The following is a 26,723-nucleotide window of genomic DNA, read 5'->3' on the forward strand; positions in this document are numbered from 1 at the left end:
GGGGGCTCGATGGCGAAGAGCGAACCCGGCGCGACGCGGCGCCGCGGTCCGAACGACCCCGAGCGGCGCGCGCGGATCGCCCAGGCGGCGATCGAGGTGGTCGCGCAGCGGGGGATCGACGGCGTCACGCACCGGTCGGTGGCGGCCGCGGCCGGCGTCCCGCTCGGCTCGACGACCTATCACTTCGCGACCCTGGACGACCTCCTCGAGGTCGCCCTGCACGAGGCGGCCGAGAAGAACGTCCACGCGCTGAAGGAGTGGGAGTCCGCGCTCCCGCCGGACGCCGACTTCGCCGCCGCGCTCGCCGACCTGGTGATGGGCTACATCAACGAGCAGTACCGGGACACCGTCGTGGAGTACGACCTGTACGTCGCGGCCCTGCACCGGCCGGCCCTGCGCAAGGCGAGCGCGGCCTGGGACGACGCCCTGATCGCGTTCTTCGGCTCCCGGACGGACCCGCTCACCGGCCGTCTCCTGGCCGGGTTGTTCTGCGGCCTCCTCATGCAAGCCGCGCTGGCCGACCCCCGCCCCACCCGCGACGAGATCGAAACCCTCTTCCGCCGCGCCATCGACGGCCCCGCAACTCCGCGCTCGCGTGATTGAAGACGTGACTCGCGTGATGGGGGACGTGACTCGCGAGTTACGTCCTCCATCACGCGAGTGCGGGTTCTGATCACGCGAGTTACGGGTTTCGTCCCGCCGTGTGGGTGAAAGCCGTGGCGGGGCACTGAAAAGCTTGGGTTGACAGGCGGTCCGAGCAGCAGTCACTCTGTTCCGGAGTGAGCAACAAGACGCGTTCTGCGCAACTACTCCCGAACTGATCCGCGGAGAGGACCACGCCGGTGACCGCAATCGATCTCCCGCCGAGCCTGCTCGCCACCCTGCCCGGCGCCGCCTACACCGACCCGGCGATCTTCGCGGCCGAACAGGCGAAGATCTTCGAGGCGGACTGGTTCTGCGCCGTGCGCAGCGCCGACCTCGCCGGGCCGGGAGCGTTCGAGACGGTCCAGATCGGCAAGGAGAGCGTGCTCGTCTCGCGGGGCCGGGACGGCAAACTCAGCGCGTTCCTCAACGTCTGCCGCCACCGCGGCGCCCGGCTCTGCACGTCCGAAACCGGTACCGTCAAGCGCGCTTTCCAGTGCCCGTACCACGCCTGGACGTACGGCCTCGACGGCAAGCTGATCGCCGCGCCGAACCTCACCGGCATGCCGGACGTCGACCGCACCGAGTTCGGCCTGACGAAGGTCCACCTGCGGGAATGGCTCGGCTACGCCTGGGTCTGCCTGGCCGGCGAGCCGCCGTCGTTCGAAGAGACCGTGATCGGCGCCGTCACCGAACGGCTCGGCGGCCCGACCGAGATCGACGCCTACGGCATCGACGGCCTCGCGCTGGGCAAGCGCATCGAGTACGACGTGAAGGCGAACTGGAAGCAGATCATCGAGAACTTCATGGAGTGCTACCACTGCGCGACGATCCACCCCGAGCTCACCGAGGTCCTCCCGGAGTTCGCCGACGGGTACGCCGCGCAGTACTACGTCGGCCACGGCGCCGAATTCGGCGGCGACATCAAGGGCTTCACCGTCGACGGCAGCGAAGGCGTCGACCGCCTCCCCGGCGTCACCGAAGCGCAGGACCGCAAGTACTACGCGATCACCATCAAGCCGGGCGTGTTCGTCAACCTCGTCCCGGACCACGTCATCCTGCACCGGATGTTCCCCCTGGCCCCGGACCGGACGCTGGTCCGCTGCGACTGGCTGTACCTGCCCGAGGTGGTTTCCTCGGGCCGCGACCTGAGCCGGTCGGTCGAGCTGTTCCACCGGGTCAACCTGCAGGACTTCGAGGCGTGCGAACGCTGCCAGCTCGCGATGGACTCGCGGTCGTACGCCAACGGGGGTGTGCTCGTGCCCAGTGAGCACCACATCGGCGCGTTCCACGACTGGGTCCGCACCCGCCTGTCGTGAGTGGTAAGGCGGGTTCTAACCCGCCTTACCACTCACGAGGGCTTGGGCTCAGATCAGCGCGCGGATGGCGGCCTCGAACCCGGTGACGTGCGCCTGCGTCAACGCGGCCGCCTTTTCGGCGTCACCCTCGATGATCGCGGTGAGGAGCGGGACGTGCTCGTCGACGTGGCCGGCCATCCCGGACAGCCGGGGCACGAACACGCACCAGATCCGGGTGGCCAGGTTGTCGTACCGGATCAGCGTGTCCTCGAGGAACGGGTTGTGCACGCACCGGTAGATCGCCCGGTGCAGGGCGAGGTCGGTGCGCAGCAGTTCGGCGTTGCCCCGGTCCGGGGCACCCGCGTCGAGCTGCGCGCGCAGCTCGGTCAGCGCGGCCCGGTCGGCTTCGGTCGCGCGTTCGGCCGCGGCGGCCGTCGCCATCGGTTCGAGGGTGCGCCGGACCTCGGAGATGTGCGCGAGGTCGGAGATGTTGACGTCGGTGGCGAACGTCCCGCGCCGCGGGTAGGCGACGACCAGCCGTTCGGACTCCAGCCGCTTCAGCGCCTCGCGGATCGGCGTCCGGCCCATGCCGAGTGCGGTGCCGAGCTCCTCCTCGTTGAGCGGCGAACCCGGCGGGATGTCCAGCATGACCAAGCGATCACGGACGAACAGGTACGCCTGTTCGGCCAGCGACGGGGGATTGACCTGCGGGTGCATGGCGCTTAGCCTACATCGACGATTGATATATCAGAAGTCGACCAGTCCTCGGAGGACGCTCGATGACCGATCTGCCGGAGCACCCGGACTTCCTCTGGGACAACCCCGAGCCGCGCAAGAGCTACGACGTGGTCATCGTCGGTGGCGGCGGGCACGGCCTCGCCACCGCGTACTACCTGGCCAAGCAGGGTGTCACGAACGTCGCCGTGCTCGAAAAGGGCTGGCTCGCCGGCGGCAACATGGCCCGCAACACCACGATCATCCGCTCCAACTACCTCTGGGACGAGAGCTCCGGCATCTACGAGCACTCCCTCAAGCTGTGGGAAGGCCTCGAAGAGGACCTCGGCTACCCGATCCTGTTCAGCCAGCGCGGGGTGCTGAACCTGGCGCACAGCCTGCAGGACGTCCGCGACAGCGTCCGGCGCGTCGAGGCCAACAAGCTCAACGGCATCGACGCCGAGTGGGTGGACGCCGACGGCGTCAAGGAGATCTGCCCGATCGTCAACACCTCGCCGGACGTCCGCTACCCGGTGCTCGGCGCGACCTTCCAGCCGCGCGCGGGCATCGCGAAGCACGACTACGTGGCCTGGGGATTCGCCCGCGCGGCGCACGAGATGGGCGTCGACCTCATCCAGAACTGCGAGGTCACCGGCATCACCACGAGCGGCGGGCGGGTCACCGGCGTCGAGACGTCGAGGGGCCGGATCGCCGCGGGCAAGGTGGCGCTGTGCGCGGCCGGGCACACGTCGGTGCTGGCCCGCATGGTGGGTCTCGACCTGCCGCTGACGTCGCACCCGTTGCAGGCGCTGGTGTCCGAGCTGCTGGAGCCGATCCACCCGACGGTCGTCATGTCGAACGCCGTGCACGTCTACGTTTCCCAGGCGCACAAGGGCGAACTCGTGATGGGCGCCGGTATCGACTCTTACAACGGCTACGGTCAGCGCGGTTCGTTCCACATCATCGAGCAGCAGATGGCGGCCGCGCTGGAGCTGTTCCCGGTGTTCGCGCGGGCGCACCTGCTGCGGACCTGGGCCGGGATCGTCGACACCAGCCCGGACGCGTCCCCGATCATCGGCCTGACGCCGGTGGAGAACCTGTTCCTCAACTGCGGCTGGGGCACCGGCGGCTTCAAGGCCACCCCCGGTGTCGGGGACGTCTTCGCGCGGACCATCGCGCGCGGGAAGCCGCACGAGTACGCCGAGCCCTTCGCCCTCGACCGGTTCACCACCGGTGCCCTCGTCGACGAGCACGGCGCCGCCGCCGTGGCCCACTAGGAGCTTCGATGCAGCTGATCCCTTGCCCGTGGTGCGGGCCGCGCGAGGAAGCCGAGTTCCACTACGGCGGCCAAGCGCACGTCGCCTACCCGGCGGATCCCTCGGCACTGTCGGACGAGGAGTGGGCGAAGTTCGTCTTCTTCCGCGACAACCCGAGCGGGCCGTTTGCCGAGCGGTGGAGCCACTCCGCGGGTTGCCGCCGGTGGTTCAACGCCGTCCGCGACACCCGTACCCACGACCTCCGGGCGGTCTATCGCCTCGACGAGCCCCGGCCGGTGATCTCATGACCCGGCTGTCCGGCGTTCCGCTCAAGTTCACCTTCGACGGCCGGGAACTGACCGGTTACCTCGGCGACACCCTGGCGTCCGCGTTGCTGGCCAACGGCATCCACCACGTGGCGACCAGCATCAAGTACGGCCGGCCGCGCGGCATCATGGGCGCCGGCGTCGAGGATGCGAACGCCCTGGTGCAGATCGAAAAGCCGTTCCCCGAGCCGATGCTTTCGGCGACGACGGTCGAGCTGTACGACGGCCTGGAAGCCCGTGGCCTGCGTGGTCAGGGCCGCCTGGCCACCGAACCGGACCCGGCGCGGTACGACGCCAAGCACGCCCACTGCGACGTCCTGGTCATCGGCGCCGGCCCCGCCGGGCGAGCCGCCGCCGCTGCGGCGGAAGGCCGGGTCCTGCTCGTGGACGACCAGCCCGACGGCGAGGCGCCGGAGGGTGTCCGGTTCCTCTCGCGCACCACGGCGTTCGGCATCTACGACGACGGGTTCGTGCTCGCCCTGGAGCGCCGGGGCGAACCTCCGGAGCGCATCTCGCGGCAGCGGGTGTGGCGGATCCGGGCGAAGCGGATCGTCGTCGCCACCGGTGCGCACGAGCGGCCGATCGTCTTCCCGGACAACGACCGCCCCGGCATCATGCTCGCTTCGGCCGCGCGCACGTACCTGAACCGGTACGGCGTCCTCGCCGGGCGGCGCGTGGTCGTGTTCACCACCAACGACTCCGCCTACGAAGCCGCCTCCGACCTGGCGGCGGCCGGGGCCGAGATCGTGCGGATCGTCGACGCCCGCGAGGGCCGCGGCGTCATCGGCACCGGCGGCGACACCCACATCACGGCCGCCCACGTCGCCAAGCTGGGCGAGCTGCAAGGGGAGCGGGTCGAGTGCGACCTGCTGCTCGTCTCCGGCGGCTGGAACCCGGCCGTGCACCTCTACAGCCAGGCTCGCGGCACCCTCCGGTACGCCCCGGAACTCGGTGCCTACGTCCCGGCCGGCGACCTGCCGAACGTGACCGTCGTGGGCGCGGCCGCGGGCGAAGGACTGCCGGAGACCGAGGTGCTCTGGCAGGTGCCCGCACCGGAGTCCGAAGTGGACACCCGGTTCGTCGACCAGCAGCGCGACGCCACGGTGTCCGACGTCCTGCGTGCCACCGGTGCCGGGCTGCGCTCGCTGGAGCACGTCAAGCGGTACACGACCATCGGCACCGCGCACGACCAGGGCAAGACGTCCGGCATGCTCGCCGCCGGCATCACCGCCGAGGCGCTGGGCGTCGACCTCGCCGACCGCCGTCCGACGACGTTCCGGCCGCCGTACACGCCGGTGCCGTTCGCCGCGCTGGCCGGGCGGAACCGCGGCGAGCTGCACGATCCCGTGCGCGTCACGACGATCCACCCGTGGCACGTCGAGCACGGCGCCGAGTTCGAGAACGTCGGCCAGTGGAAGCGGCCGTGGTACTACCCGCGGCCCGGCGAGTCGATGGCCGACGCCGTGAAACGCGAGTGCCGCGCGGCCCGCAACGACGTCGCGTGCATGGACGGGTCCACCCTGGGCAAGATCGACGTCCAGGGTCCGGACGCGGGCTGGTTCCTCGACATGCTCTACACGAACCTGATGAGCACCCTGAAGGTCGGCCGGATCCGCTACGGCGTGATGTGCGGCGTCGACGGCATGGTGCTCGACGACGGGACCGTGATCCGCGTCGGCGAGGAGCGGTTCCTGGTCACCACGACCACCGGCAACGCGGCGAAGGTCCTCGAATGGATGGAGGAGTGGCTCCAGACGGAGTGGCCGCACCGGCGCGTCTACGCGACCTCGGTCACCGAGCACTGGACCACGATCCCGCTGGTCGGCCCGCGCTCGCGGGAAGTCCTCGGCCGCCTGGCGCCGGGCCTCGACGTCTCCAACGAGGCCTTCGGGTTCATGACCTGGCAGGACGCCGAGGTCGCCGGCCTGCCGGCGCGCGTCTGCCGGATCAGCTTCTCCGGTGAGCTGGCCTACGAGATCAACGTCCCGTCGTGGCACGGACCGGCGCTCTGGCAGGCCATCGTGGACCAGGGGGCGACGCCGTACGGCACCGAGACCATGCACGTCCTGCGCGCCGAGAAGGGCTACCCGATCATCGGCCAGGACACCGACGGCACGGTCACCCCACAGGACCTCGGCATGTCGTGGGCGGTGTCGAAGAAGAAAGCCGACTTCATCGGCAAGCGCTCGTTCGCCCGCGCGGAGAACAATCGGCCCGACCGCAAGCAATTCGTCGGCCTGTTGCCGGTCGATCCGTCGGTGCTGCTGCCCGAAGGCTCGCAGATCATCGAATCCGAGACCGTGCCCGAGCCGCCGGTGCGGATGCTCGGCCACGTCACCTCCAGCTACGACAGCGCCGCCCTCGGCCGCACCTTCGCGCTCGCCCTGGTGCGCTCCGGCCGGGAGCGGATCGGCGAGACGCTGTACGTGCCGGTCGGGGACCAGGTGGTGCCGGTGACCGTGACCGAATCCGTCCTCTTCGACAAGGAAGGAGCCCGCCGTGACGGTTGACGCGGTCGACGAACCGTTCCGCACCCAGCTCACCGTCCGCCTCCGCGAGGGCGAGTCGCTCCTCGGCGTCCCGCTGCCCGGTGCGTGCACCTTCACCAGCGGCAACGACGTCGAAATCCTCTGGATGGGCCCCGACGAATACCTCGTCCTCGCCGAACCCGGCCGCCAGGCCGAATTGGAAGCGGTGCTCTCTCGTGAATGCGACGCCGTGGTGGATGTCTCGGCGCAGCGGAACGTCGTGCGGCTCACCGGGTCGCACGCGGCCGACGTGCTGGCGCACGGGTGCTCGATCGACCTGGCGGTGTCGCCGCCGGGCACCTGCGTCCAGACGCTGTTCGCGCGCACCGGCATCGTGCTGATGGTCCGAGACGAGGGCTACACGATCCTCGTCCGGCAGTCCTTTTCGGACTACTTCCGGGCCTGGCTGGCCGACGCGAGTCTGGAGTACGTCCCGTGACCTTCACCCTGACGCTCAAGTGCCCGGAACGCTCGGGCATCGTCCACGCCGTCACGACGTTCCTGGTCGGGCAGGGCTGCGACATCGTCGAGCACCAGCAGTTCGACGACGACGTCCGCGGCTCGCTGTTCCTGCGCACGTCCTTCACCTGCACCGAACCGGCCACAGTGGACGACCTGACCCGGGCGTTCGCCCCGGTGGCCGGCGACTTCGGCATGGAGTTCGGCTTCTCCGACGGCACCCCGCCGCGGGTCCTCGTGATGGTGTCGAAGTTCGGGCACTGCCTCAACGACCTGCTCTTCCGCTCGCGCGCGGGCGGCCTCGGCGCCGAGATCGCGGTGGTCGTCTCGAACCACGAGGACCTGCGGCCGATGGCCGAGGCGGCCGGGGTGCCGTTCGTGCACGTCCCGGTCACGCCGGACACCAAGCCGGAGGCCGAGCAGCGGCTGCTCGACCTGGTCGGGAAGTACTCCGCCGATCTCGTCGTGCTCGCCCGGTACATGCAGGTCCTGTCCAACGAGCTGTGCCAGAAGCTCGAAGGCCGCGCGATCAACATCCACCACTCGTTCCTGCCCGGGTTCAAGGGCGCCAAGCCCTACCACCAGGCCTACGACCGCGGCGTCAAGTACGTCGGCGCGACCGCGCACTACGTCACGCCCGACCTCGACGAGGGCCCGATCATCGAGCAGGAGGTGCAGCGGGTCGACCACACGTACTCGCCGCGCGAGCTCGTGACCGTCGGCCGGGACGCCGAAGCGCTCGCCCTCTCGCGCGCGGTCCGCTGGCACTGCGAACGCCGCGTCCTGCTCAACGGCAACAGCACCGTCGTCTTCCGGTAGAAGGAGTTCCGCCATGAGTGCACCGAAGGTCGTGATCATCGGCGCCGGCATCGTCGGCGCGAACCTGGCCGACGAGCTGACCGCCCGCGGCTGGACCGACGTCACCGTGCTCGACCGGGGCCCGTTGCCGCGCACCGGCGGATCCACCTCGCACGCGCCCGGCCTGGTGTTCCAGACCAACGCGTCCAAGGCGATGACGGACTTCGCGAAGTACACCGTGGCGAAGTTCCTGGAGCTGGACTGCTTCCTCCAGGTCGGCGGCATGGAGGTGGCGACCACCCCGGCGCGTTGGGAGGACCTCAAGCGCAAGCACGGCTGGGCGACGTCGTGGGGCGTGCCGGGCGCGCTGATCGACGCCTCCGAGTGTGTCGAGCGGTGGCCGCTCCTGGACGGTTCGCGGATCTTCGGCGCGCTGCACGTCCCGACCGACGGGCTCGCGCGGGCCGCCAAGGCCGTCGAGGTGCTGGCCGCACGCGCGGGTTCGCGGGGCGCCCGGTTCATCGGTTCCACGCGGGTCACCGATGTTCTGCAAGAGGGCGGGCGGGTCACCGGCGTCCGGACCGACCAGGGCGACTTCCTGGCCGACGTCGTCGTCTCGTGCGCCGGGTTCTGGGGCCGCGAGATCGGCGCGATGGCCGGCATGGACGTCCCGCTGCTGCCGCTGGCCCACCAGTACGTCAAGACCGGGCAGGTCGCCGAACTCGTCGGGCGCACCACCGACGAGGTCGAAGCGAGCCTGCCGATTCTGCGCCACCAGGATCAGGACCTGTACTTCCGCGAACACGGCGACCGGCTCGGCATCGGTTCCTACGCCCACCGGCCCATGCCGGTCGACGAGTCCACTTTGGATCCGGCGGTGACCGAGACGGCCATGCCGTCCATGCTGCCCTTCACCGAGGACGACTTCGCGCCGTCGTGGGAACAGAGCCAGTTGCTCCTGCCCGCGCTGCGGCAGACCAAGGTCGAGGAGGGCTTCAACGGCATCTTTTCCTTCACCCCGGACGGCCAGTCGCTGGTCGGCGAGTCGGCCGACGTCCGCGGGTTCTGGCTCGCCGAGGCGATCTGGGTGACGCACTCGGCGGGCATCGCCAAGGCGGTCGCCGAACTGCTCGTCGCCGGGCATTCCGAAGTGGACACCCACGACATCGACGTCCACCGCTTCGAGGAGGTCCAGCTCGCGCCCTCGTACGTCCACGAGACGGCGCAGCAGAACTTCGTCGAGGTCTACGACATCCTGCACCCGTTGCAGCCCAAACTGTCCCCGCGCGACCTGCGCGTGACGCCGTTCCACGCGCGGCAGCGGGAGCTGGGCGCGGTGTTCCTGGAGGCGGGCGGCTGGGAGCGGCCGCACTGGTTCGAGGCCAACGCGCCCTTGCTCAAGAAGCTGCCGCACGACGCCCACCCGCCGGCGCGGGACGCGTGGTCGGCGCAGTTCCACTCGCCGATCGCGGCGGCCGAAGCGTGGCAGACGCGCAACGGCGTCGCGCTCTACGACATGACGCCGCTCAAGCGCGTGGAGATCAGCGGCCCGGGATCCCTCGAATTCCTGCAGTCGCTGACCACCAACCAGCTGGACAAGTCGGTCGGCTCGGTGACGTACACCTTGATGCTGGACAACGCCGGAGGCATCCGCAGCGACGTCACGGTGGCGCGGCTCGAGCCCGAGGTGTTCCAGGTCGGGATCAACGGCAACATCGACGTCGACCACTTCGTCAAGCACGCGCCGGCCGGGGTGCGGGTCCGGGACACCACCGGCGGGACGTGCTGCCTCGGCGTGTGGGGGCCGCTGGCGCGCGATCTCGTGCAGCCGCTGTCCCGTGAGGACTTCTCGCACGCTGGGCTCAAGTACTTCCGGGCGCGCAAGGCGCGGATCGCCGGGGTGCCGGTGGTCGCGATGCGACTGTCCTATGTGGGCGAACTCGGCTGGGAGATCTACACCGGCGCGGACAACGGCCTGCGGCTGTGGGACGCGCTGTGGGCGGCCGGGCAGCCCCTCGGCGTCATCGCGGCCGGGCGGGCGGCGTTCAACAGCCTGCGGCTGGAGAAGGGCTACCGGCTGTGGGGCACGGACATGACGACCGAGCACGACCCGTATGAGGCCGGCGTCGACTTCGCCGTGCGCCCGGCGAAGGGCGGCTTCCTGGGCCGGGAGGCGATCGAGGGCCGGACGCCGTCGCGGCGGCTGCGGTGCCTGACGATCGACGACGGCCGCACGGTCGTGCTCGGCAAGGAACCGGTGTTCGTCGACGGCGTGGCCTCGGGGTACGTCACGAGTGCGGCGTACGGGTACACCGTCGGGCGGCCGATCGCCTACGCGTGGCTCCCGGCGTCGGCGGACGTCGGCAGCCGGGTGGAGATCGAGTACTTCGGCCGCCGGGTCGCGGCCACCGTGGCCGCCGAGCCACTGGTCGACCCCGGCATGGAGCGGATCCGGCGCTGAGCGGGTAACGCCGGTCACGTCGGGTCACGCCCGGCTCTCGAACGGGTAATCCACAGCAAGTCCATGGAAGCGCACCAGGAAATTCTCAGGATCGAGGCGTTTCCTGGTAGGGCCGGAGGCTTGTCGAGAGCTGGAGCTGTGCATGAGCGAGTACGACCGAGGACCGCAGGGCGGCGGCGAGTACCCGTACGGCTACGGCCAGGGCGGGTACTCGCCGGACTTCTACGGCCGGAACGGGTATCCGCAGGACTCCGGCTACGAGTACCGGCCGCCCGGGGAGCAGGGCTACTACGAGCAGCCGCGTGACCAGTGGGGGCGCCCGTACCCGCAGCAGCCCTACACCCAGCCGGGCTACGCCTACCCGCAGCCCGCCTACCAGCCGCCGCGCAAGCGTCACCCGGTTCGCGCGCTGAGCGTCGCGATCGTCGCGATTGCGCTGGCCGTGGTCGCCGGGCTGGGGATCGGGCACCTGATCTCCGGGGCGAACGCGCCCACCGCGGGCGGCAACCAGAACTTCGGCTTCTCCGGGCAGCCGAGCGAGGCCAAGACGGTCCTGGACGTCGACGCCGTCTCGGCCAAGGTCAACCCGGCGATCGTGAACATCAACACCGAGCTCGGGCTCCAGGGCGCGGCCGCGGCGGGCACCGGCATCGTGCTCACGGCCGACGGCGAGGTGCTGACCAACAACCACGTCGTGGCCGGCGCGACCAGCATCAAGGTGACCAGCATCGGCACCGGCGACACGTACCAGGCGGAGGTCGTCGGCTACGACCGCACCGAGGACATCGCGGTCCTGCAGCTGCGGGACGCCTCCGGCCTGCCGACGGCGTCGATCGGCGACTCGTCGACGACCCAGGTGGGCGACCAGATCCTCGGCCTCGGCAACGCGGGCGGCCGCGGCGGCGACCCGGTGCCGGCCCCGGGCACGGTGACGGCCCTGGACCAGTCGATCACGGCGTCGGACGAGTCCAGTGGCTCGTCCGAGCAGCTCACCGGGCTCATCCAGGTCCGGGCGAACATCGAGTCAGGTGACTCGGGGGGCCCGCTCGTCAACGCGAACGCCCAGGTCATCGGTGTCAACACCGCGGCCTCGACCGGCTACCAGCTGAACGGCCGCCGCAGCGGCGGCACGGGCCAGGGGTTCGCCATCCCGATCAACCAGGCGGTCGACATCGCCCACAAGATCGTCGCGGGCCAGGCCACGGACAAGATCCACATCGGCAAGACGGCGTTCATCGGCGTCTCGGTGACGGACGGCCAGGGAGGAGCCAGGGTCCGCGAGGTCGTCCAGCGCGGCCCGGCCCAGAAGGCCGGCCTCGTGGCGGGCGATGTGATCACGGCCATCGACGGCAAGCCGGTGAGCTCGGCGACGACGTTGACGAACGTGATGGACACCCACCACCCAGGCGACCAGCTGACGTTGACGGTGACCCGGGCTGCGGGCGGGCAGCAGCAGATCCAGGTGAAGGCGATCGAGGGCCCGACCGGCTGATCGCTTCGTGCGGTGGCTGGTCGGGTGGTCGCGGCAGGGCGGCCGTTGTGGGGCGGGGCCGTGCGGTGCCGGGTGCGCGGGCCCGCGCCGCTGTGTCTGGTTGCCTGGGGCGAGCGATGCGTTGATGGCCCCCGGCCGGTGAAGGCGATCGAGGGCCCGACCGGCTAGCGCAGGAATTCCGCCAGTACCTCGCGGTGCGTCTGCTTCGCCGCGAGGTACTTCTCGCGGCCGGCGTCCGTGATCGTCACGAAGATGCCGCGCCGGTCCATCTCGCACAGGGCTCGCTCGACCAGGCCCTCCTTCTCCAGGCGGGCGACCAGCCTGGAGGTGGCGCTCTGGCTCAGGTGGATCGCCTCGGTGAGGTCCGCCGAGCGGCACTTGGACTCGCCGGTCGCGACGCGCTCCAGGGCCTCGAACTCGTTCGCGCCGATGCCGTGGCGCTCCTGGAGGCGGCACTCCAGCTTGCCGAACACGGCCGAGTAGCGGGCCAGCAGCTCGTGCCACTCCTGGACCAGTTCCTTCTCGGCGACGTCGCTCACGGCGACCAACTTAGCATGCGCAGACATCAGATGCAAGCGCATTAAATGCTTGGACATTAAATGCGCGTGCATGTAATGTCGCCGTCATGAGCTCTTCCGTGTCCTTGTCCACCACTTCAACGCGGTGGGACGCACGTCTCTGGGGTGTCCTGCTCACCGTCTCGATCGTCATCGGCCTCGACGCGCTCGACGTGTCGATGGTCGGGGTCGCGCTCCCGGCCATCCAGGCCGACCTCGGCCTGTCCACCAACGCGCTGCAATGGGTCGTCAGCGGGTACGTCCTCGGCTACGGCGGCCTGCTGCTGCTCGGCGGCCGCACCGCCGACCTGCTCGGCCGCCGCCGGGTGTTCCTCGTCGCCGTGGCCGTGTTCGCGCTGGCTTCGCTGCTCGGCGGCCTCGTCGACGACGGTGCCCTGCTCATCGCGAGCCGGTTCATCAAGGGCCTGGCCGCCGCCTTCACCGCGCCGGCCGCGCTGTCCATCATCACCACGACGTTCCAGGAGGGCCCGGCCCGCAACAAGGCGATCAGCATCTTCGCCGTGTTCGGCGCCAGCGGCTACTCCGCCGGCCTGGTGTTCTCCGGCCTGCTGACCGAAGTCGGCTGGCGCTGGACGTTCCTGCTGCCCGCCCCGATCGCGCTGGTCGCGCTGGTGGCGGCGTGGAAGCTGATCCCGTCGTACCGCGCCGAAGAAGGCCGCGGCTACGACTTCCCGGGTGCCATCACCGGCGCGGCCGGCTCGCTGCTGCTGGTGTTCGGCGTCGTCGAGGCACCGGAGATCGGCTGGGCGGCCCCGCGCACGCTGATCACTTTCGCCGTCGCCCTCGCCCTGCTGGTGACGTTCGTGGTCATCGAGAAGCGCAGCCGTCACCCGTTGCTGCGCCTGGGCATCCTGCGCTCGGGCCCGCTGGCCCGCGCGAACCTCGGTGGCGCCCTGTTCTTCGGCGCGTACATCGGCTTCCAGTTCGTCGTGATGCTGTACCTGCAGCGGGTCCTGGGCTGGTCGGCGCTGCAGACGGCGCTGGGCTTCCTGCCGGCGGCGCTGATCGTGGCGTTCGGCTCCCCGCGCATCGAGCCGCTGATCGACCGGGTCGGCACGCCGCGCACGATCTTCGCGGGCGTGGTCTCGCACGTCATCGGGTACGCGCTGTTCCTGCGCATCGACGAGCACTCGGGGTACGCGGGCAGCGTGCTGCCGAGCATGATCCTGCTGGGCATCGGCTTCACGCTGGCCTTCTCGTCACTCAACATCCAGGCCACGGCCGGCATCGCGGACGACGAGCAGGGGCTGGCCGGCGGCCTGCTGAACACGTCCCTGCAGGTCGGCGGCGCGATCGGGCTCGCGGTGGTGACGGCGGTCCTGACCGCCAACGGCGGCCGTGAAGCCTCGCCCGCCGCGCTGCTGACCGGGCTGACGCCGGCGTTGAGCGTGGTCACCGGGATCGCGGTGCTGGGCCTGCTGATCGCGATCAGCGGCCTGGTGGCCCGGAAGCGGCCGGCCGAGGAGCCGGTCGTGCCGCAGGAGGACCTGCTGGCGCTCGCGGACTGAGCCGGCCGAGGGGACCGCGGAAGGGCCACCACCCGGGGGATGGTGGCCCTTCCGCACCAGCTTGGGGAAAACGGGGCGGAGCGGGCGGTCCGGCCCCGGAAACCGTCGGCCCCTTCCGCTAGCGTGGAAACCGGGGGCTGCTCAGGCCGCCACCACAGCCGCCCGCGCGGCCCCGCGGAACCGCAACGCCGCCACCGCCGTCACCGCAATCCCCGCCGCGGCCAGGAAAACCGCCGTCCGCAGACCGTCCACTGTGGCCGCCCGCAGCGCTTCGCCCGACAGCCCGTGCGTGCCCGCGTTGGCCACCGCCACGAACACCGCCAGCCCCATCGAACCGCCGACCTGCTGGGCCGTCGATGCCACTCCGGACGCCACGCCCTGGTCCGCCGCCGGGATCCCGGCTGTCGCGGCGCCGAACATCAGCGTGTAGCCCGCTCCCTGGCCCAGCCCCAGCACCACCAGCGCCGGGACCAGCGCCGGGTACGACGCCTCCAGCGTCATCGCGCACCCCAGCGCCACCGCTCCGGCACCGCCCACCACCAACGCGGCCACCAGCGTCGGGCGGGTCCCGTAACGGGTCGCCCAGCGGCCGGCCGCCTGGGAGCCCGCCGCGATCGCCAGCATCGGGACGCCGAACGCCAAGCCCGTGGCCAGCGCGCCGTAGCCGTGCACGCCCTGGAAGTACCCCGTCAGGAAGTACAGCAGCGTGCCGAACGTGCCCATGTACAGGAACGTCACCACCACCCCCGTCCCGAGGTTGCGGTCCCGCAGCAGCCGGGGCGGCAGCAGCGGGTCGCGGCTGCGGCGCTCGACCACGGCGAACGCGCCCAGCAGCGCGCAGCCCGCCACGGCCACGCCCGAGACCGGGAGCCAGCCCAGCTCCGGGCCTTCGACCAGGGCGAACACCACCAAGGTCGTGCCGAGCGTCAGGGCGCCGGCGAGGTCGAAGCGGCGGCCCGGTTCCCGCGCGGGATCCGCGGCCAGCAACCGGAAGGCGAGCAACGCCGCGGCCGTGGCCAGCGGGACGTTCACGAAGAACACCGCCGCCCAGCCGAACGCCTGCGTCAGCACCCCGCCCAGCAGCGAGCCGAGGATCATGCCGCTGCCGCCCGCCGTTCCCCACACCGCGAACGCGCGGTTGCGCTCGCGGCCGGCCGCGAACGACGTGCTGACCAGCGTCAACGTCGCCGGGAAGAGCAGTGCCCCGCCCAGGCCCTGGCCGGCCCGGGCCGCGATGAGCAGGCCGGGATCGCCGGCCAGCCCGCCCGCCAGCGACGACACCGCGTAGAGCAGGCTCCCCAGCGCGAACATCCGGCGCGGGCCGAACAGGTCGCAGGCCCGACCGCCCAGCAGGAGCGCCCCGCCGAACGCCACGGCGTAGGCGCTCACCACCCACTGCAGGCTCTGGGCGCCGAACCCGAGGTCGCGGCCGATGTCCGGCAGGGCAACGTACACGATGTTGTAGTCCAGGGAAATGATCAGCTGGGCGAAGGCCAGCAACGCCAGGCGCTTCACCGGGCCACCCGCTCGTCCGTGCCCGGCACCTTCGCCGTCGTGATGGCGATGCGGTTCCACGTGTTGATCGTGAAGATCAGCGCGAGGAGCTGGGCCAGTTCCTCCTCGCCGAACTCCTCGAGCGCCCGGGTGTAGACGTCGTCGGGGACACCCCCGGCGATCTGCGTGACGGCTTCGGTCAGCGCCAGCGCCGCCCGCTCCTTCGCGCTGAAGAAGTGGCCGGCCTCGTGCCACACCGCGACCAGGTGCAGCCGCTCCTCGCTTTCGCCGGCCTTGCGGGCGTCCGAGGTGTGCATGTGCAGGCAGTACGCGCAGCGGTTGAGCTGCGACGCGCGGATCTGGACCAGCTCGACCAGCGCGGGGTCGAGCCCGGCGCGAGCCGCGGCGTCGAAACCGATCAGGGCCTTGAAGGCCTTCGGGGCGGTCTTGGCGAAGTTGATGCGGGAGTTCGTCATGACCAGAAACCTACGGCCGGTTTGACCCACGTGTATGGTGCATTTCCGTGGCAAAAGACTGGGTCAATTCCGGCGAGCGCGACCTCCACCTGGAGCTGGGCCCCGGCAGCAAGCGGGCCGCGCTCATCGCCGCGCTGCGGGACGCCGTCCGCGCCGGGCGGCTCACCCCCGGCACCCGGTTGCCGCCCTACCGCTCCCTCGCCACCGACCTCGGGCTGGCCCGCAACACCGTCGCCGACGCCTACGCGGAGCTGGTCGCCGAAGGGTGGCTCACCGCCGTCCAGGGCTCCGGTACCCGTGTCGCCGAGCGGGCCGAGCCGCTGAAACCGATCCGGGCGCCGGCCCGGAAACCGGCCGCGGCGAAACCGGCGTACAACCTCCGCCAAGGGCAGCCGGACGCGACGGCGTTCCCGCGCACCGAATGGCTCGCCGCCGCCCGGCGCGCGCTCGGAGTGGCGCCCCACGACGCCTTCGGCCCCGGCGACCCGCGCGGCCGCCCGGAACTGCGGGAAGCCCTCGTCCAGTACCTCGCGCGCGCCCGCGGCGTGCGGACGTCGCCGGAGCGGATCGTCGTCTGCTCGGGGTTCGCGCACGCCCTGCGGCTGCTGTTCCCGGCCGTGCTGAGCGGGCCGCTCGCCGTCGAGTCCTACGGCCTCGCGTTCCACCGCTCGATCTTCGCCACCGCCGGCGTCCGGACGATCCCGCTGGACCTCGACGATCGCGGCGCCCGCGTGGAGGACCTCGACGTCCCGAGGGTGCTCCTGACGCCCGCGCACCAGTTCCCGACCGGCGGCCCGCTGCACCACGACCGGCGCACCGCGGTCGTCGGGCACGTCCGCGCGACCGGCGGCGTGCTCATCGAAGACGACTACGACGGCGAGTTCCGCTACGACCGCAAGCCGGTCGGCGCGGTCCAGGGCCTCGACCCCGAGCACGTCGTCTACGTCGGCTCGGTGAGCAAGAGCCTGTCGCCCGCGCTGCGCCTGGGCTGGCTGGTGCTGCCCGGGCACCTCGTCGACCCGGTGCTGGCCGCGAAAGGCGAGCGCGAGGCCTGGGCGAGTGTGCTCGACCAGCTCACCCTGGCCGAGTTCCTGACCGCGGGCGGGTACGACCGGCACATCCGCCGGATGCGCCAGCACTACCGCCGCCGGCGCGACCACCTGGTCACGGCGCTCGCCGAGCGGGCACCACACGTGACGCCGACCGGGATCGCCGCCGGCCTGCACGCCGTGCTGCGGCTCCCGCCGGGCACCGAGAAAGCGGCGCTGAAGGCCGCGGCGTGGCAGGGACTGGCGCTGGACGGCCTGGCCGCGTTCCGCCACCCGGACAGCACGATGTCCACAATGGACGGCTTGGTCGTCGGCTACGCGACCCCGCCGGAACACGCCTACCCCGCGGCCGTCGACGCGCTGTGCCGCGCGCTGCCGCCCGCGTGAGACCTACCCGACGATGTCGATCTCGAACGGCTCGGCCGCGCTGTAATTGATGTCCGCCCACACCGCGCCCGGGAGGTCGTAGCGCCGGTGCGACGTCAGCTTCGAGTTGTACCCACCCGTCTTCGTCGGGTTGTGGCCGACACCCTGGTGGTCGCTGCCCCAGGCGTAGATGTCGCCCACCCACATCGGCTTCGCGAAGCCGTCGCCGCCGAGGCGGGGGCGGATGATGACCGCCGCGGCGGAACTGCCGGACAGGAACACCCGCACCGCGTTCTCCGCGGCGTTAGGCGGGGTCACGGTGATGCGCTCCATGATCTCCACTCCACTCGATGGGCCGGAGCCGTCCACGCCGGGCCAGTAGTCGGCGACGGACGACACGTCGTAGCCGGGGGCGACGTTCCCGCGGTACTGCTTGGCGACCGCGCCGGCCGGGATGGCGGGATCGCCGTTGTAGTGCGCGATCCAGTAGTGCGGCTCGGCGACACCGGCGGACGAGAACGCCGCCCGCACCGACGGCCAGGTCGACAGGTTGCAGTAGATCGTCGGGTCCGCGCCCGCCGCGCGGCGCATCCGGACCCAGCCCGGCGCTTCGGCCGGGGTGGCGTCGCCGGGCTCGACGTCGAGGACGTGCCCGTCGTTCGTCACCGCTTTCTTGACGATGGTCACCTTGACCGCGTTGGGAAACCGCGCCCAGTCGGCGGGCGTCCAGGGCGGCAGCTTGATCCGGTCGATGTAGCCCGCGACCATCCGGGCGTCCGCGGGGATGTTCGCGGCCGTCACCGCGTCGTACATGGTGCGCACGGGCTGGCCTTTCGTTCCGGGGTTCGCCATCGTGCAATTACCCGTGTGGGACGGCGGTCAAGCACGAACCGCGTCACCACACGGTCAATCACCAAAACGGCCGCAGCACGTCATTCCTTCACCGGACGCTCACGCACCCGTGGTGACGTTCCGCTTCCGGTACTGGCTTCCCGCTCACCCGGCTGGCAAGCTGCCAGCACCTCACCACGGAAGGACGTGCATGGCGGCACACCCGGCGCGGGCCCGGCGGATCGACGCGCGGGTCGTCGTCCTGAGCGCGCTGCTGGTGGTCGCGCTGTTGGCGTGGGCCGGGTTCGACTACCTGAAGAACCGGCTGGCCGGCGGCGGCTGCGACACGACGACCCCGGTGCACCTGACGGCCGCGCCGGACATTGCGCCGGTGCTGACCGAGCTCGCCCGGACCGTCCCGGCGCGGGACTGCTACTCCGTCGACGTCACCGCGAGCCCGTCGACAGCCACCGCGACCGCGCTCGAGGCCAACGGCGCGAACGGCCCGGACGTCTGGGTGCCGGAGTCGAGCACCTGGCTGCTGCAGGCCCGCGACGGTGGCGCGTGGAACCTCCCCGAGTCCGGCCAGCCGGTGGCGAGTTCGCCGGTGGTGCTGGCGCTGACCGAAGACGTCGCCAAGCGGGCCGGCTGGCCCGGGAAGTCGCCGTCCTGGGCCGACGTCCTCGCCGGGAGCCCGGTCGGGCTGCCCGACCCGGCCCGGGACCCGGCCGCCATCGGGGCGCTGATCGGCCTGCAGCAGGTGACCAAGAACGCGCCCGATCCGGCCGCGGCGTTCACCGAGGAGATCCGCAAGCTTTCGGCGGTGAAGCAGCCGTACCCCGCGTGGCCGGCTTCGGAGCAGTCGGTGCTGGCGCGCAAGCTCGTCGCCGCCTACCCCGCCGCCGGGGTACCGAGCTTCGACTACCCGTACGTCGTGCTCCCGCGCGCTTCGGAAGCCTCGCGCTCGGCGGCCGAACGGTTCCTGCGGCTGCTGCTCGACCAGACCGCCACCAAGGCGTTCGCGGATGGCGGGTTCCGGACGCCGTCCGGGCAGCTGCTCGGCGATCGGCCGCGCGACACCCGCACGGACGCCGGCCCGCGCCCGGCCGGGCCGCCCGCGCCCGAAGCGATGTACGGCGTGCTCCAGGCCTGGGCCGGGGCCAACCTCAGCGCCCGTGTCCAGGTGCTGCTCGACGTGTCCGGCTCGATGGCCGCCACCGTGCCCGGCACCGGCCGCAGCCGGATGTCGCTGACCCTCGAAGCCGCGACGCAGGGGCTCGGGTTGTTCAAGCCGACCACCGAGATCGGCCTCTGGCTGTTCTCGACCAAGCTCGACGGCACCAAGGACTACAAGGAACTGCTGCCGATGCGGTCGATCGCCGAGCAGCTGGCCGCGGGCGGGGTGGCGACCCTGCAGGCGGTCAAGCCGAAGCCCGGCGGCGCGACCGGGCTGTACGACTCGATCCTCGCCGCGTACCAGAACGCCCGGCAGAGCTGGCAGCTCGGCCGGATCAACGTCGTCGTCGTGCTCACCGACGGCCGCAACGAGGACAGCGACTCGATCGGGCTGCCCGGCCTGCTGTCCGAGCTGGGCCGGCTGCAGGACCCGCGGAAACCGCTGCCGGTGATCGGGATCGGCATCGGCCCGGACATCGATTCGAGCGAGCTGAAGCAGATCTCGGCCGCGACCGGCGGCGAATCCTTCACCACGCCGGACCCGCGCAAGATCTCCGACGTCTTCTACCAGGCACTGAGCAAGCTCATGTGCCAGCCGCCCGCCTGCAAGAAGTGAGGACCCCCGTGTTGGTGCAGACCGAACAGCCCGCGCCCCGGGTGCTCCGAAGACCGTCCACAGTGGTCATCGCCGCCTTCGTCGCCGGGGTGGTGCCGCTCGCTTTCCACGTCTGGGCGGCCCTGCACGGCAGCCTCGCCCAGGACGACTTCGTCGTCACCCACCAGGCGGCCGCGGCCGGCCCGTTCGACCTCGGCTACCTGTTCCAGGACTACCACGGCCACCTGCAGCCCGGCGGGTTCTTCCTGGCCGCCGTGCTGACCTGGTGGGCGCCGCTGAACTTCCCGTTGCTCATGGCGCCTTTGCTGCTCATGCGGGCCGTCGCGACGGTGCTGTTCTGGTGCCTGCTGGTGCGCTGCTTCGGCCGCCGCTGGGCGATCCTGGTGCCGTTCACCGTGTTCACCGCGTCGACGTTGCTGCTGGTCCCCACGTTGTGGTGGTCCTACGGCATCCAGCTCGTCCCGGTGGTGCTGGCCACCGCCGGGGCGCTGCACGCCCACGTCCGGTACCTGCAGGACGGCGGGCGCTGGTGGCTCGGCGCCTTCGCCTGGACGCTGTTCGGCCTGGCGTTCTACGAGAAGGCCGCGGTGATCCCGGTGCTGCTGGCCGGGGTGACCGTCCTGCTCGGACGGTCGTGGCGCGAGCACGTCCGCTACTGGGCGGCCCAAGCCGTGCTGCTGGCCGCGTTCGTGATCGTCTTCTTCGTGGCGACGTCGAGCCAGGTCGGCCAGGGGGAGCAGCCGATGTCGGCCGGCACCGTCGCCGACCTGACCGGCCGGATGCTCGGCGACACCCTGCTGCCCGGGCTGGCCGGCGGGCCGTGGTCCGGCCCCGGGGCGGGCGCGACCTGGGCGCCGTCGCCGTTCGTGGTCGTCGTCGCGCTGCTGGCGGCCACGGTGGCCGTGGTGGTCGCCGGCGTGCGCATCGGGGGACGGCGGGCGTGGGGCGCCTGGGCGCTGCTCGCGGCGGTGTTCGCCGTGGACGTCGCTCTGCTGGCGCTGACCCGCCTGCGCGAAGTCGGCCCCGGGGCGGGTGACGACCCCCGGTACGTCGCCGATCTGGCGCTGGTGGCCGCGTTGTGCGGCGCGTTCGCCTTTCTTTCGCCGGGTGCGCCGTCCGGCGGAAGGCGTGAGCGGCCGATCGCCCTAGTCGTGTGCGTGCTTCTGCTCGTCAGCTCCGCGGTGGGCTTTTCCCGGCTCGCCCCGGCGCTGCGGTTCGAACATTCCGGGCAGTACCTGGGAAACGTGCGCGCGGCCGTCGCCGAAGATCCGGACCTGGTGTTCTACGACACCTTCGTGCCGTCCGATGTGGTGCACGAATGGTTCGGGGCGGACTCGCGGGCGTCGCGGGTGGCGGGCCTGCTGCCCGGCACCCACTTCGACCAGCCGACGAACCGGATGCACCAGCTCGACGCGACCGGTACCCCGCACCTGATCACCGGCGTGGAACCGGTTTCCCGCAGCCTGCCCGGGCCGGTGCCGAACTGCGGGAACACGATCGGCGAGACGCTGGTGCGCATCCCGCTGGACACCCCGGTGCTCGGCCGGCACCTGCTCAAGCTCGACTACTACACCTCGGACGGTGGCGAAGGGCTGATCGAGCGGACGCCGGTGTGGTTCCAGGCCGGGCTGCACTCGCTGTACCTGCCGGTGGACGGCCTGTACGACCACATCGGCGTGCAGCTGTCGAGCCCGGGCGCGCCCGTGTGCCTGGCGAAGATCGAAATCGGAAAGCCCGTCGTGAGTGGTAAGTAGGGTTCTAACCCTCCTTTCCACTCACGACGCTCGTGGGAGGGCTCAGTAGGGGTCGTACGGGCTGTCGTGGCCGAGCAGCCGCGCGACCGGCCGCAACCGCAGGCGCAGCAGCACCTTGAGCACCACGTTGCGCAGGAACCAGGGCAGCTGCGCCAGGACGCGCAGCCGGTCCGCCGTGGACGGTGGCGCCAGCCGGAACCGCGCCAGCGACGTGGCCCGGTCCAGATAGGTGTACCGCCGTCCGAAGAGGACCTTCACGATCGTGCCGAGCGTGACGCCGATGGACGAAAAGCAGTCGTGGACCAGGATTTCCGCACCCGGCGGCAGGTGCGCCGACCAGCGCAGGTCGTCGGTGTAGGTCCAGTAGTCGTGCTTGCCGTCGATGTAAAGCAGCTGTATGGGCCGGTCCCAGTCAGGGCGCAGTTTCGTGCTGTAACCGGCGACGAGCTCGACGACGTCGTCCAGCCCGGCCCGCCGGATGTTGCGCTCGAACAGCTGCCGCGTCGGCGATCCGCCGAACAACCGGCCGTCCACGAAGGGGTCGACGGCGATCACCGTGGCCCCGGCCGTGCGGGCCGCGGCGCCGAGGACGATCGTGGAACGGCCCTGGTGGCTGCCGATTTCCAGGACGACGTCACCCTTTTCGAGGCGGCACGCGGCGTCCCACAGCGCTTCGCCCTGCGCGCGCGTCATCCAGCCCTTGACCGGCTCGGCCAGAGCCCAGGCATCTTCGAAGGAGATGGCGCACCTGCCAGGAGTTCGGGGGACTCGGGAAAATCGTCGGCACATGGTAGCCAGGTTTCGGCCTAGTATCTACCGGATGGTAACCGCCACCCGCGAACGCACCCGGGACGACGCCCCGCCCTCGAGCGGCGCCCGGAAGTTCTCGGTGGGCGCGTTCTTCCGCCGGCCCAGCACCTGGATCGTGCTGGCCCTGACCACGTTGTCCTTCCTGCAGATGCCGGGGAAGACGACGTTCGACACCAAACTGGACCTCGCGGTCGACCCGCTCGCCTTCCTCGGCCGCGCGTTGCACCTGTGGAACCCGGAGGCGACCGCGGGGGAGCTGCAGAACCAGGCGTACGGCTACCTCTTCCCGATGGGCCCGTTCTTCGCGCTGTGCCAGGCCGTGGGCGTGCCCGCGTGGATCGCGCAACGGCTGTGGGGCGCGGTCCTGCTCTCGGCCGCGTTCGGCGGCGCCCTGCTGCTCGCGCGGGCGATGAAGATCGGCCCCGAGCACACCCGGCTGATCGGGGCGCTCGGGTACGCGCTCGCGCCGCGCATGCTGACCGAAATCGGCGGCCTGTCCGCGGAAATGCTGCCCGCCGTGCTGCTGCCGTGGGTGCTGGTGCCGCTCGTGCGGGCCGGGGCGATCGGCTCGCCGCGGCGGGCCGCCGGGCTGTCCGCGCTGGCCGTGCTGGGCATGGGCGGGGTCAACGGCGCGATGGTCGTGATGGCGCTCGTCCTCCCCGGACTGTGGCTGCTGACCCGCCGCTGGACCCGGGCGCACGTCGAGCTCGTGCTGTGGTGGTTCGTCTTCGTCGTCGGCGCGACGCTGTGGTGGATCCTGCCGCTGCTGCTGCTCGGCGAGTACAGCCTGCCGTTCCTGGACTACATCGAGTCGGCGACGAACACGACCGCGCCGATGTCGCTGTTCGAGGTGCTGCGCGGCACCAACCAGTGGGTCGCCTACGTCGTCCAGGGCACGCCGTGGTGGCCCGGGGGCTGGTCGCTGATCGACAACCCGGTGCTGATGCTCGCCACCGGGCTCGTCGCCGGCGTCGGCCTGTTCGGGCTGACCCGGCGCGGCCTGCCGGACCGGCGGTTCCTCGTGCTCGGCGTGGTCACCGGGCTGACCCTGCTGACCATCGGGTACGTCGGCACGCTCGACAGCCCGCTCGCCGAGCAGGTCCGGCACCTGCTCGACGGGCCCCTCGCGCCGCTGCGCAACGTGCACAAGTTCGAGCCGGTGCTGCGGCTGCCGCTGATGCTGGCGTTCGTGCACGGCATCTCCAGCCCCCTGCCGGTGCGGTCCGCGCGCCGGTTCCTGCGGCCCGCGCTGGGCCTGCTGCTGGTGCTGGTGATGGCCGCGCCGGCGTGGCTGCTGAACCTGCGGTCCGGCCCGGGCTGGAACGAAGTTCCCGGCTACTGGTACGACGCGATGGGGTACGTCGCCAAGGCCGACCCGAACGCGCGGACGCTGCTGCTGCCGGCCACCGGCTTCGGCGAATACGACTGGGGCCGCACGGTCGACGAGCCCGCGCAGGCGATCGCGCGCAGCCCGTGGGCGGTCCGCAACCAGGTGCCGCTGGGGTCCGAAGGGAACACGCGGCTGATGGACTCGGTGGACGCGGCGCTCGCCGACGGCCGCGGCGATCCCGGGCTCGCCGCGCTGCTCGCGCGCTCCGGCTACCGGTTCCTGCTGCTGCGCAACGACATCGACCGCGAACGGACCGCGGCTCCGCCGATCGCGACCCTGCGCGCCGGGCTGGCCGGCTCGCCGGGCATCGCCAAGGCGGCCGCGTTCGGCCCCCTCGAAGTCTACGAGGTCCGGAAGCCGCTGCCGCTGGCCACCGCGACGGCCACCACGGACGTGCCGACGGTGAGCGGCGGCCCGGAGAACCTGCTGCCGCTGATCGACTCCGGCCAGCTCGACCCGGCGACGCCGACCGTGCTCACCGGCGACGGCGGGTCCCCCGGCGGCCCGCGGCTGGTCACCGACGGCCTGCGCCGGGCCGAGCGGAACGTCGGCGGCGTCCGCGACAACCTCAGCCAGACGCTGACCGCGGGCGAGGCCTACCGGCAGCAGCGCGCGGCGGGCGACCTGCTGCCGTTCCCGGGCCAGGAGCACCAGACCGTGGCCGCGTACCGGGGGATCCGCTCGGTGACGGCGTCGACGGCGGCGTCGTTCGCCGACGCCTTCGGCGGGTCCGATCCCTCGCACCAGCCGTTCGCGGCGATCGACGGCGACCCGCGCACGGCGTGGCACTCGTCGTCGTTCACCGGGCCGATCGGCCAGTGGCTCGAGGTCGAACTGGACACCCCGCGGCTGGTGAACACCGTCCAGCTGGAAATGGTGGACGACCTGCGGGTGGGCTGGCCGCCGACGCGGATCCGGATCACGACCGACAACGGTTCGGTCGACCAGCCGGTGATCCGCGGGGCCGGGCCGCACGAGTACGCCGTCGCCGCCGGATTGACCCGCAAGGTGCGGATCACGCTGCTGTCGCTGGTGGTGGGGCGCCAGGACGGGAACGTCGGCATCGCGGAGCTGACGATCCCGGGCACCGAGCCGCAGCGCGCCCTGGAAGTGCCCGCGGACCTGCCGACCGGGCCGGCCCCCGGGTTCGCCTTCACCCGCGGTCAGCAGCCGCGGTACGCGTGCCTGCCGCTGGGTGCCGCCGTGCGCTGTGACGCCACGGCCGCCCGCGACGGCGAGGAGCCCGACGGGATCCGGCGGCTGTTCAGCACGCCGGCGGAGCAGACGTACCTGGTCGGCGGTTCGGTGCTGCCGGCGGGCGGCGGCCGCAACCCGGTGTCGCTGCCGGGGGTCACCGTGGCGTCGACGTCCCAGCTGGGCGGCGACCCGGCGGCGGCCGGGTTCGCGGCGGTGGACGGCGATCCGGGGACGACGTGGCGCCCCGACGTCACCGACCTGCGGCCGACGCTGACCCTCGGGTGGCCGTCGCCGAAGCGGATTTCGGGGCTGCGCATCGAGGTTTCGCCCGCCAGTGGCGCGCGGGCACCCCGGCAGGTGGAGCTGACCGGCCGGTCCGGGACGCGGACGGTGCAGCTCGACGCGAGCGGGTCGGCGTCCTTCGAGCCCCTGGACACCGACCAGCTGCAGCTCGTGCTGCCGGGCGACGACGACGATCCCGCGGCGCGCGCGGTGGTGGGCGTCGGCAGCCTGACGCTGTCCGGCAGCGACGGCCTGCTCCCGGCGCCGGACCCGGCGTTCACCGTGCCGTGCGGGTCCGGGCCGAACATCCACCTGGACGGGCTCGACTACCGGACGTCGGTGCAGGGCAAGCTGTCCGACATCACCGAGCACCGGCCGCTGACGCTGGGGATGTGCCGCGATTCGGAGGGCGGCATCGCGCTGCCGGCGGGCGGGCACGAGCTGCGGACGGACCGGTCGGAGTCGTTCGTCGTCCAGGACCTGTGGCTGAAGCCGGCGGGGAGCACGTCGCCGCCGGTGCACCGGGCGGTACAGGTGGGTGCCTGGGACGCGGCGTCGCGGTCGGTGACGGTGGGGCCGGGCGCGGAGGCGGTGCTGGCCGTCCCGGAGAACGCGAACGCGGGCTGGACGGCCACTTTGGACGGACAGCAGCTGACCCGCACCCGGGTGGACGGCTGGCAGCAGGCCTGGATCGTCCCGGCGGGAGCGGGCGGCGTGGTGTCGCTGTCGTTCACGCCGGACGCGCACTACCGCCTGAGCCTGTTGATCGGCGCGGCGGCGGTGCTGCTGTTGCTGGTGGGCGTGGCCTGGCCGGCCCGCAGCCGTCGCCGGTTCACGATCTCACCCGGCGGTGCCTGGATCCCGGTGGTGCTGATCGGGTTGCTGGTGGCGCTGGGCGGGATGCTGCCGGTGGTGCTGCTGATCGCGTGCCTGCTGGCCCGCCAGTTCTCGGAGCGCGCGCCGAGGTACCTGGCGTTCGGCGGCATGGCCGTGGCGGCGGTGGTCTCGGTGACGGGCCGCATCCTCGGCCACGGCCAGGAGTGGGCCTACGGCCCGGTAACCCAGGCCGCCCTCCTGCTCGCCGCAGCCGCCATGGTCGCAACGTGCGTGGATTGGTTCGCCCGAAAGCAAAACCCGACGGAACCCACGTGATCAGCCCCGTAACCCACGTGATGGGAGACGGATCTCGCGTGATTGAGGCCGTAACTCGCGAGATCCGGCT

General features: G+C 71.7%; 20 protein-coding genes. 14 read left to right on the top strand and 6 right to left on the bottom strand.

Going from position 1 to position 26,723, the window contains the following annotated elements:
- Positions 1-9 precede the first annotated feature (9 nt).
- Together ACWEVN_RS07190 and ACWEVN_RS07195 are read left to right on the top strand one after the other, a co-directional pair.
- A complete protein-coding gene (locus ACWEVN_RS07190) occupies positions 10-603 on the top strand; it encodes a TetR/AcrR family transcriptional regulator (RefSeq protein WP_449681081.1) in 594 nt (197 codons plus the stop codon).
- 239 nt (positions 604-842) lie between these two features.
- Entirely contained in the window at positions 843-1,961 is a 1,119-nt protein-coding gene (locus tag ACWEVN_RS07195) for an aromatic ring-hydroxylating oxygenase subunit alpha (protein ID WP_452050594.1), read from the top strand.
- 48 nt (positions 1,962-2,009) lie between these two features.
- Here the strand turns inward: ACWEVN_RS07195 and ACWEVN_RS07200 are convergent, their stop codons facing one another.
- On the bottom strand, positions 2,010-2,657 hold the full coding sequence (locus tag ACWEVN_RS07200; protein WP_449681079.1) for a GntR family transcriptional regulator: 648 nt from the start codon (positions 2,655-2,657) through the stop codon (positions 2,010-2,012).
- Between the two features lie 62 nt (positions 2,658-2,719).
- Between ACWEVN_RS07200 and ACWEVN_RS07205 the strand changes: the two genes are divergently transcribed.
- The 7 genes from ACWEVN_RS07205 to ACWEVN_RS07235 all read left to right on the top strand — a co-directional run bounded on the left by ACWEVN_RS07205 (position 2,720) and on the right by ACWEVN_RS07235 (position 11,974).
- Positions 2,720-3,931, top strand: coding sequence for a sarcosine oxidase subunit beta family protein (locus tag ACWEVN_RS07205; RefSeq protein WP_449681078.1), 1,212 nt, complete (start codon positions 2,720-2,722; stop codon positions 3,929-3,931).
- An 8-nt stretch (positions 3,932-3,939) separates the two neighbouring features.
- Positions 3,940-4,218: a sarcosine oxidase subunit delta gene (locus tag ACWEVN_RS07210; protein ID WP_452050595.1), complete on the top strand. Its 279-nt coding sequence runs from the start codon at positions 3,940-3,942 to the stop codon at positions 4,216-4,218.
- The gene (locus tag ACWEVN_RS07215) at positions 4,215-6,746 is read left to right on the top strand and encodes a 2Fe-2S iron-sulfur cluster-binding protein (protein ID WP_452050596.1); all 2,532 of its coding nucleotides are present in this window, start codon (positions 4,215-4,217) and stop codon (positions 6,744-6,746) included. Before ACWEVN_RS07210 ends, ACWEVN_RS07215 begins: the two co-directional genes overlap by 4 nt.
- Entirely contained in the window at positions 6,736-7,203 is a 468-nt protein-coding gene (locus tag ACWEVN_RS07220) for a sarcosine oxidase subunit gamma (RefSeq protein WP_449681075.1), read from the top strand. Before ACWEVN_RS07215 ends, ACWEVN_RS07220 begins: the two co-directional genes overlap by 11 nt.
- Entirely contained in the window at positions 7,200-8,042 is an 843-nt protein-coding gene (purU, locus tag ACWEVN_RS07225) for a formyltetrahydrofolate deformylase (RefSeq protein WP_452050597.1), read from the top strand. Before ACWEVN_RS07220 ends, purU begins: the two co-directional genes overlap by 4 nt.
- Positions 8,043-8,055: 13 nt before the next feature.
- Positions 8,056-10,482, top strand: coding sequence for a GcvT family protein (locus ACWEVN_RS07230; RefSeq protein WP_452050598.1), 2,427 nt, complete (start codon positions 8,056-8,058; stop codon positions 10,480-10,482).
- 142 nt (positions 10,483-10,624) lie between these two features.
- Positions 10,625-11,974, top strand: a complete 1,350-nt coding sequence (locus ACWEVN_RS07235; RefSeq protein WP_452050599.1) for a trypsin-like peptidase domain-containing protein — start codon at positions 10,625-10,627, stop codon at positions 11,972-11,974.
- Positions 11,975-12,138: 164 nt separating this feature from the next.
- On the opposite strand, the gene ACWEVN_RS07240 is transcribed toward ACWEVN_RS07235, so the two are convergent.
- Positions 12,139-12,513, bottom strand: a complete 375-nt coding sequence (locus ACWEVN_RS07240) for a MarR family winged helix-turn-helix transcriptional regulator (RefSeq protein WP_452050600.1) — start codon at positions 12,511-12,513, stop codon at positions 12,139-12,141.
- An 86-nt stretch (positions 12,514-12,599) separates the two neighbouring features.
- On the opposite strand from ACWEVN_RS07240, the gene ACWEVN_RS07245 reads away from it, so the two are divergent.
- Complete coding sequence (locus ACWEVN_RS07245; protein ID WP_310967323.1) at positions 12,600-14,060, top strand: MFS transporter; 1,461 nt, start codon at positions 12,600-12,602, stop codon at positions 14,058-14,060.
- A gap of 141 nt (positions 14,061-14,201) precedes the next feature.
- Here the strand turns inward: ACWEVN_RS07245 and ACWEVN_RS07250 are convergent, their stop codons facing one another.
- On the bottom strand, positions 14,202-15,575 hold the full coding sequence (locus tag ACWEVN_RS07250; RefSeq protein WP_452050601.1) for an MFS transporter: 1,374 nt from the start codon (positions 15,573-15,575) through the stop codon (positions 14,202-14,204).
- Positions 15,572-16,030, bottom strand: coding sequence for a carboxymuconolactone decarboxylase family protein (locus ACWEVN_RS07255; RefSeq protein WP_449681068.1), 459 nt, complete (start codon positions 16,028-16,030; stop codon positions 15,572-15,574). Before ACWEVN_RS07255 ends, ACWEVN_RS07250 begins: the two co-directional genes overlap by 4 nt.
- Positions 16,031-16,077: 47 nt before the next feature.
- Here ACWEVN_RS07255 and pdxR point away from each other — a divergent pair, with 47 nt between their 5' ends.
- On the top strand, positions 16,078-17,466 hold the full coding sequence (gene pdxR / locus ACWEVN_RS07260) for a MocR-like pyridoxine biosynthesis transcription factor PdxR (protein WP_452050602.1): 1,389 nt from the start codon (positions 16,078-16,080) through the stop codon (positions 17,464-17,466).
- A gap of 3 nt (positions 17,467-17,469) precedes the next feature.
- Here the strand turns inward: pdxR and ACWEVN_RS07265 are convergent, their stop codons facing one another.
- The gene (locus tag ACWEVN_RS07265) at positions 17,470-18,267 is read right to left on the bottom strand and encodes a hypothetical protein (RefSeq protein WP_449681066.1); all 798 of its coding nucleotides are present in this window, start codon (positions 18,265-18,267) and stop codon (positions 17,470-17,472) included.
- Positions 18,268-18,487: 220 nt separating this feature from the next.
- Here ACWEVN_RS07265 and ACWEVN_RS07270 point away from each other — a divergent pair, with 220 nt between their 5' ends.
- On the top strand, positions 18,488-20,068 hold the full coding sequence (locus ACWEVN_RS07270; protein WP_449681065.1) for a substrate-binding and VWA domain-containing protein: 1,581 nt from the start codon (positions 18,488-18,490) through the stop codon (positions 20,066-20,068).
- An 11-nt stretch (positions 20,069-20,079) separates the two neighbouring features.
- Positions 20,080-21,822: an ArnT family glycosyltransferase gene (locus ACWEVN_RS07275; RefSeq protein ID WP_452050603.1), complete on the top strand. Its 1,743-nt coding sequence runs from the start codon at positions 20,080-20,082 to the stop codon at positions 21,820-21,822.
- A 42-nt stretch (positions 21,823-21,864) separates the two neighbouring features.
- Here the strand turns inward: ACWEVN_RS07275 and ACWEVN_RS07280 are convergent, their stop codons facing one another.
- A complete protein-coding gene (locus ACWEVN_RS07280) occupies positions 21,865-22,515 on the bottom strand; it encodes a class I SAM-dependent methyltransferase (protein WP_449681063.1) in 651 nt (216 codons plus the stop codon).
- 127 nt (positions 22,516-22,642) lie between these two features.
- Here ACWEVN_RS07280 and ACWEVN_RS07285 point away from each other — a divergent pair, with 127 nt between their 5' ends.
- A complete protein-coding gene (locus tag ACWEVN_RS07285; RefSeq protein ID WP_452050604.1) occupies positions 22,643-26,653 on the top strand; it encodes an alpha-(1->3)-arabinofuranosyltransferase domain-containing protein in 4,011 nt (1,336 codons plus the stop codon).
- The last annotated feature ends 70 nt before the right edge of the window (positions 26,654-26,723 follow it).

This window comes from Amycolatopsis sp. NPDC003861, from assembly GCF_053605405.1.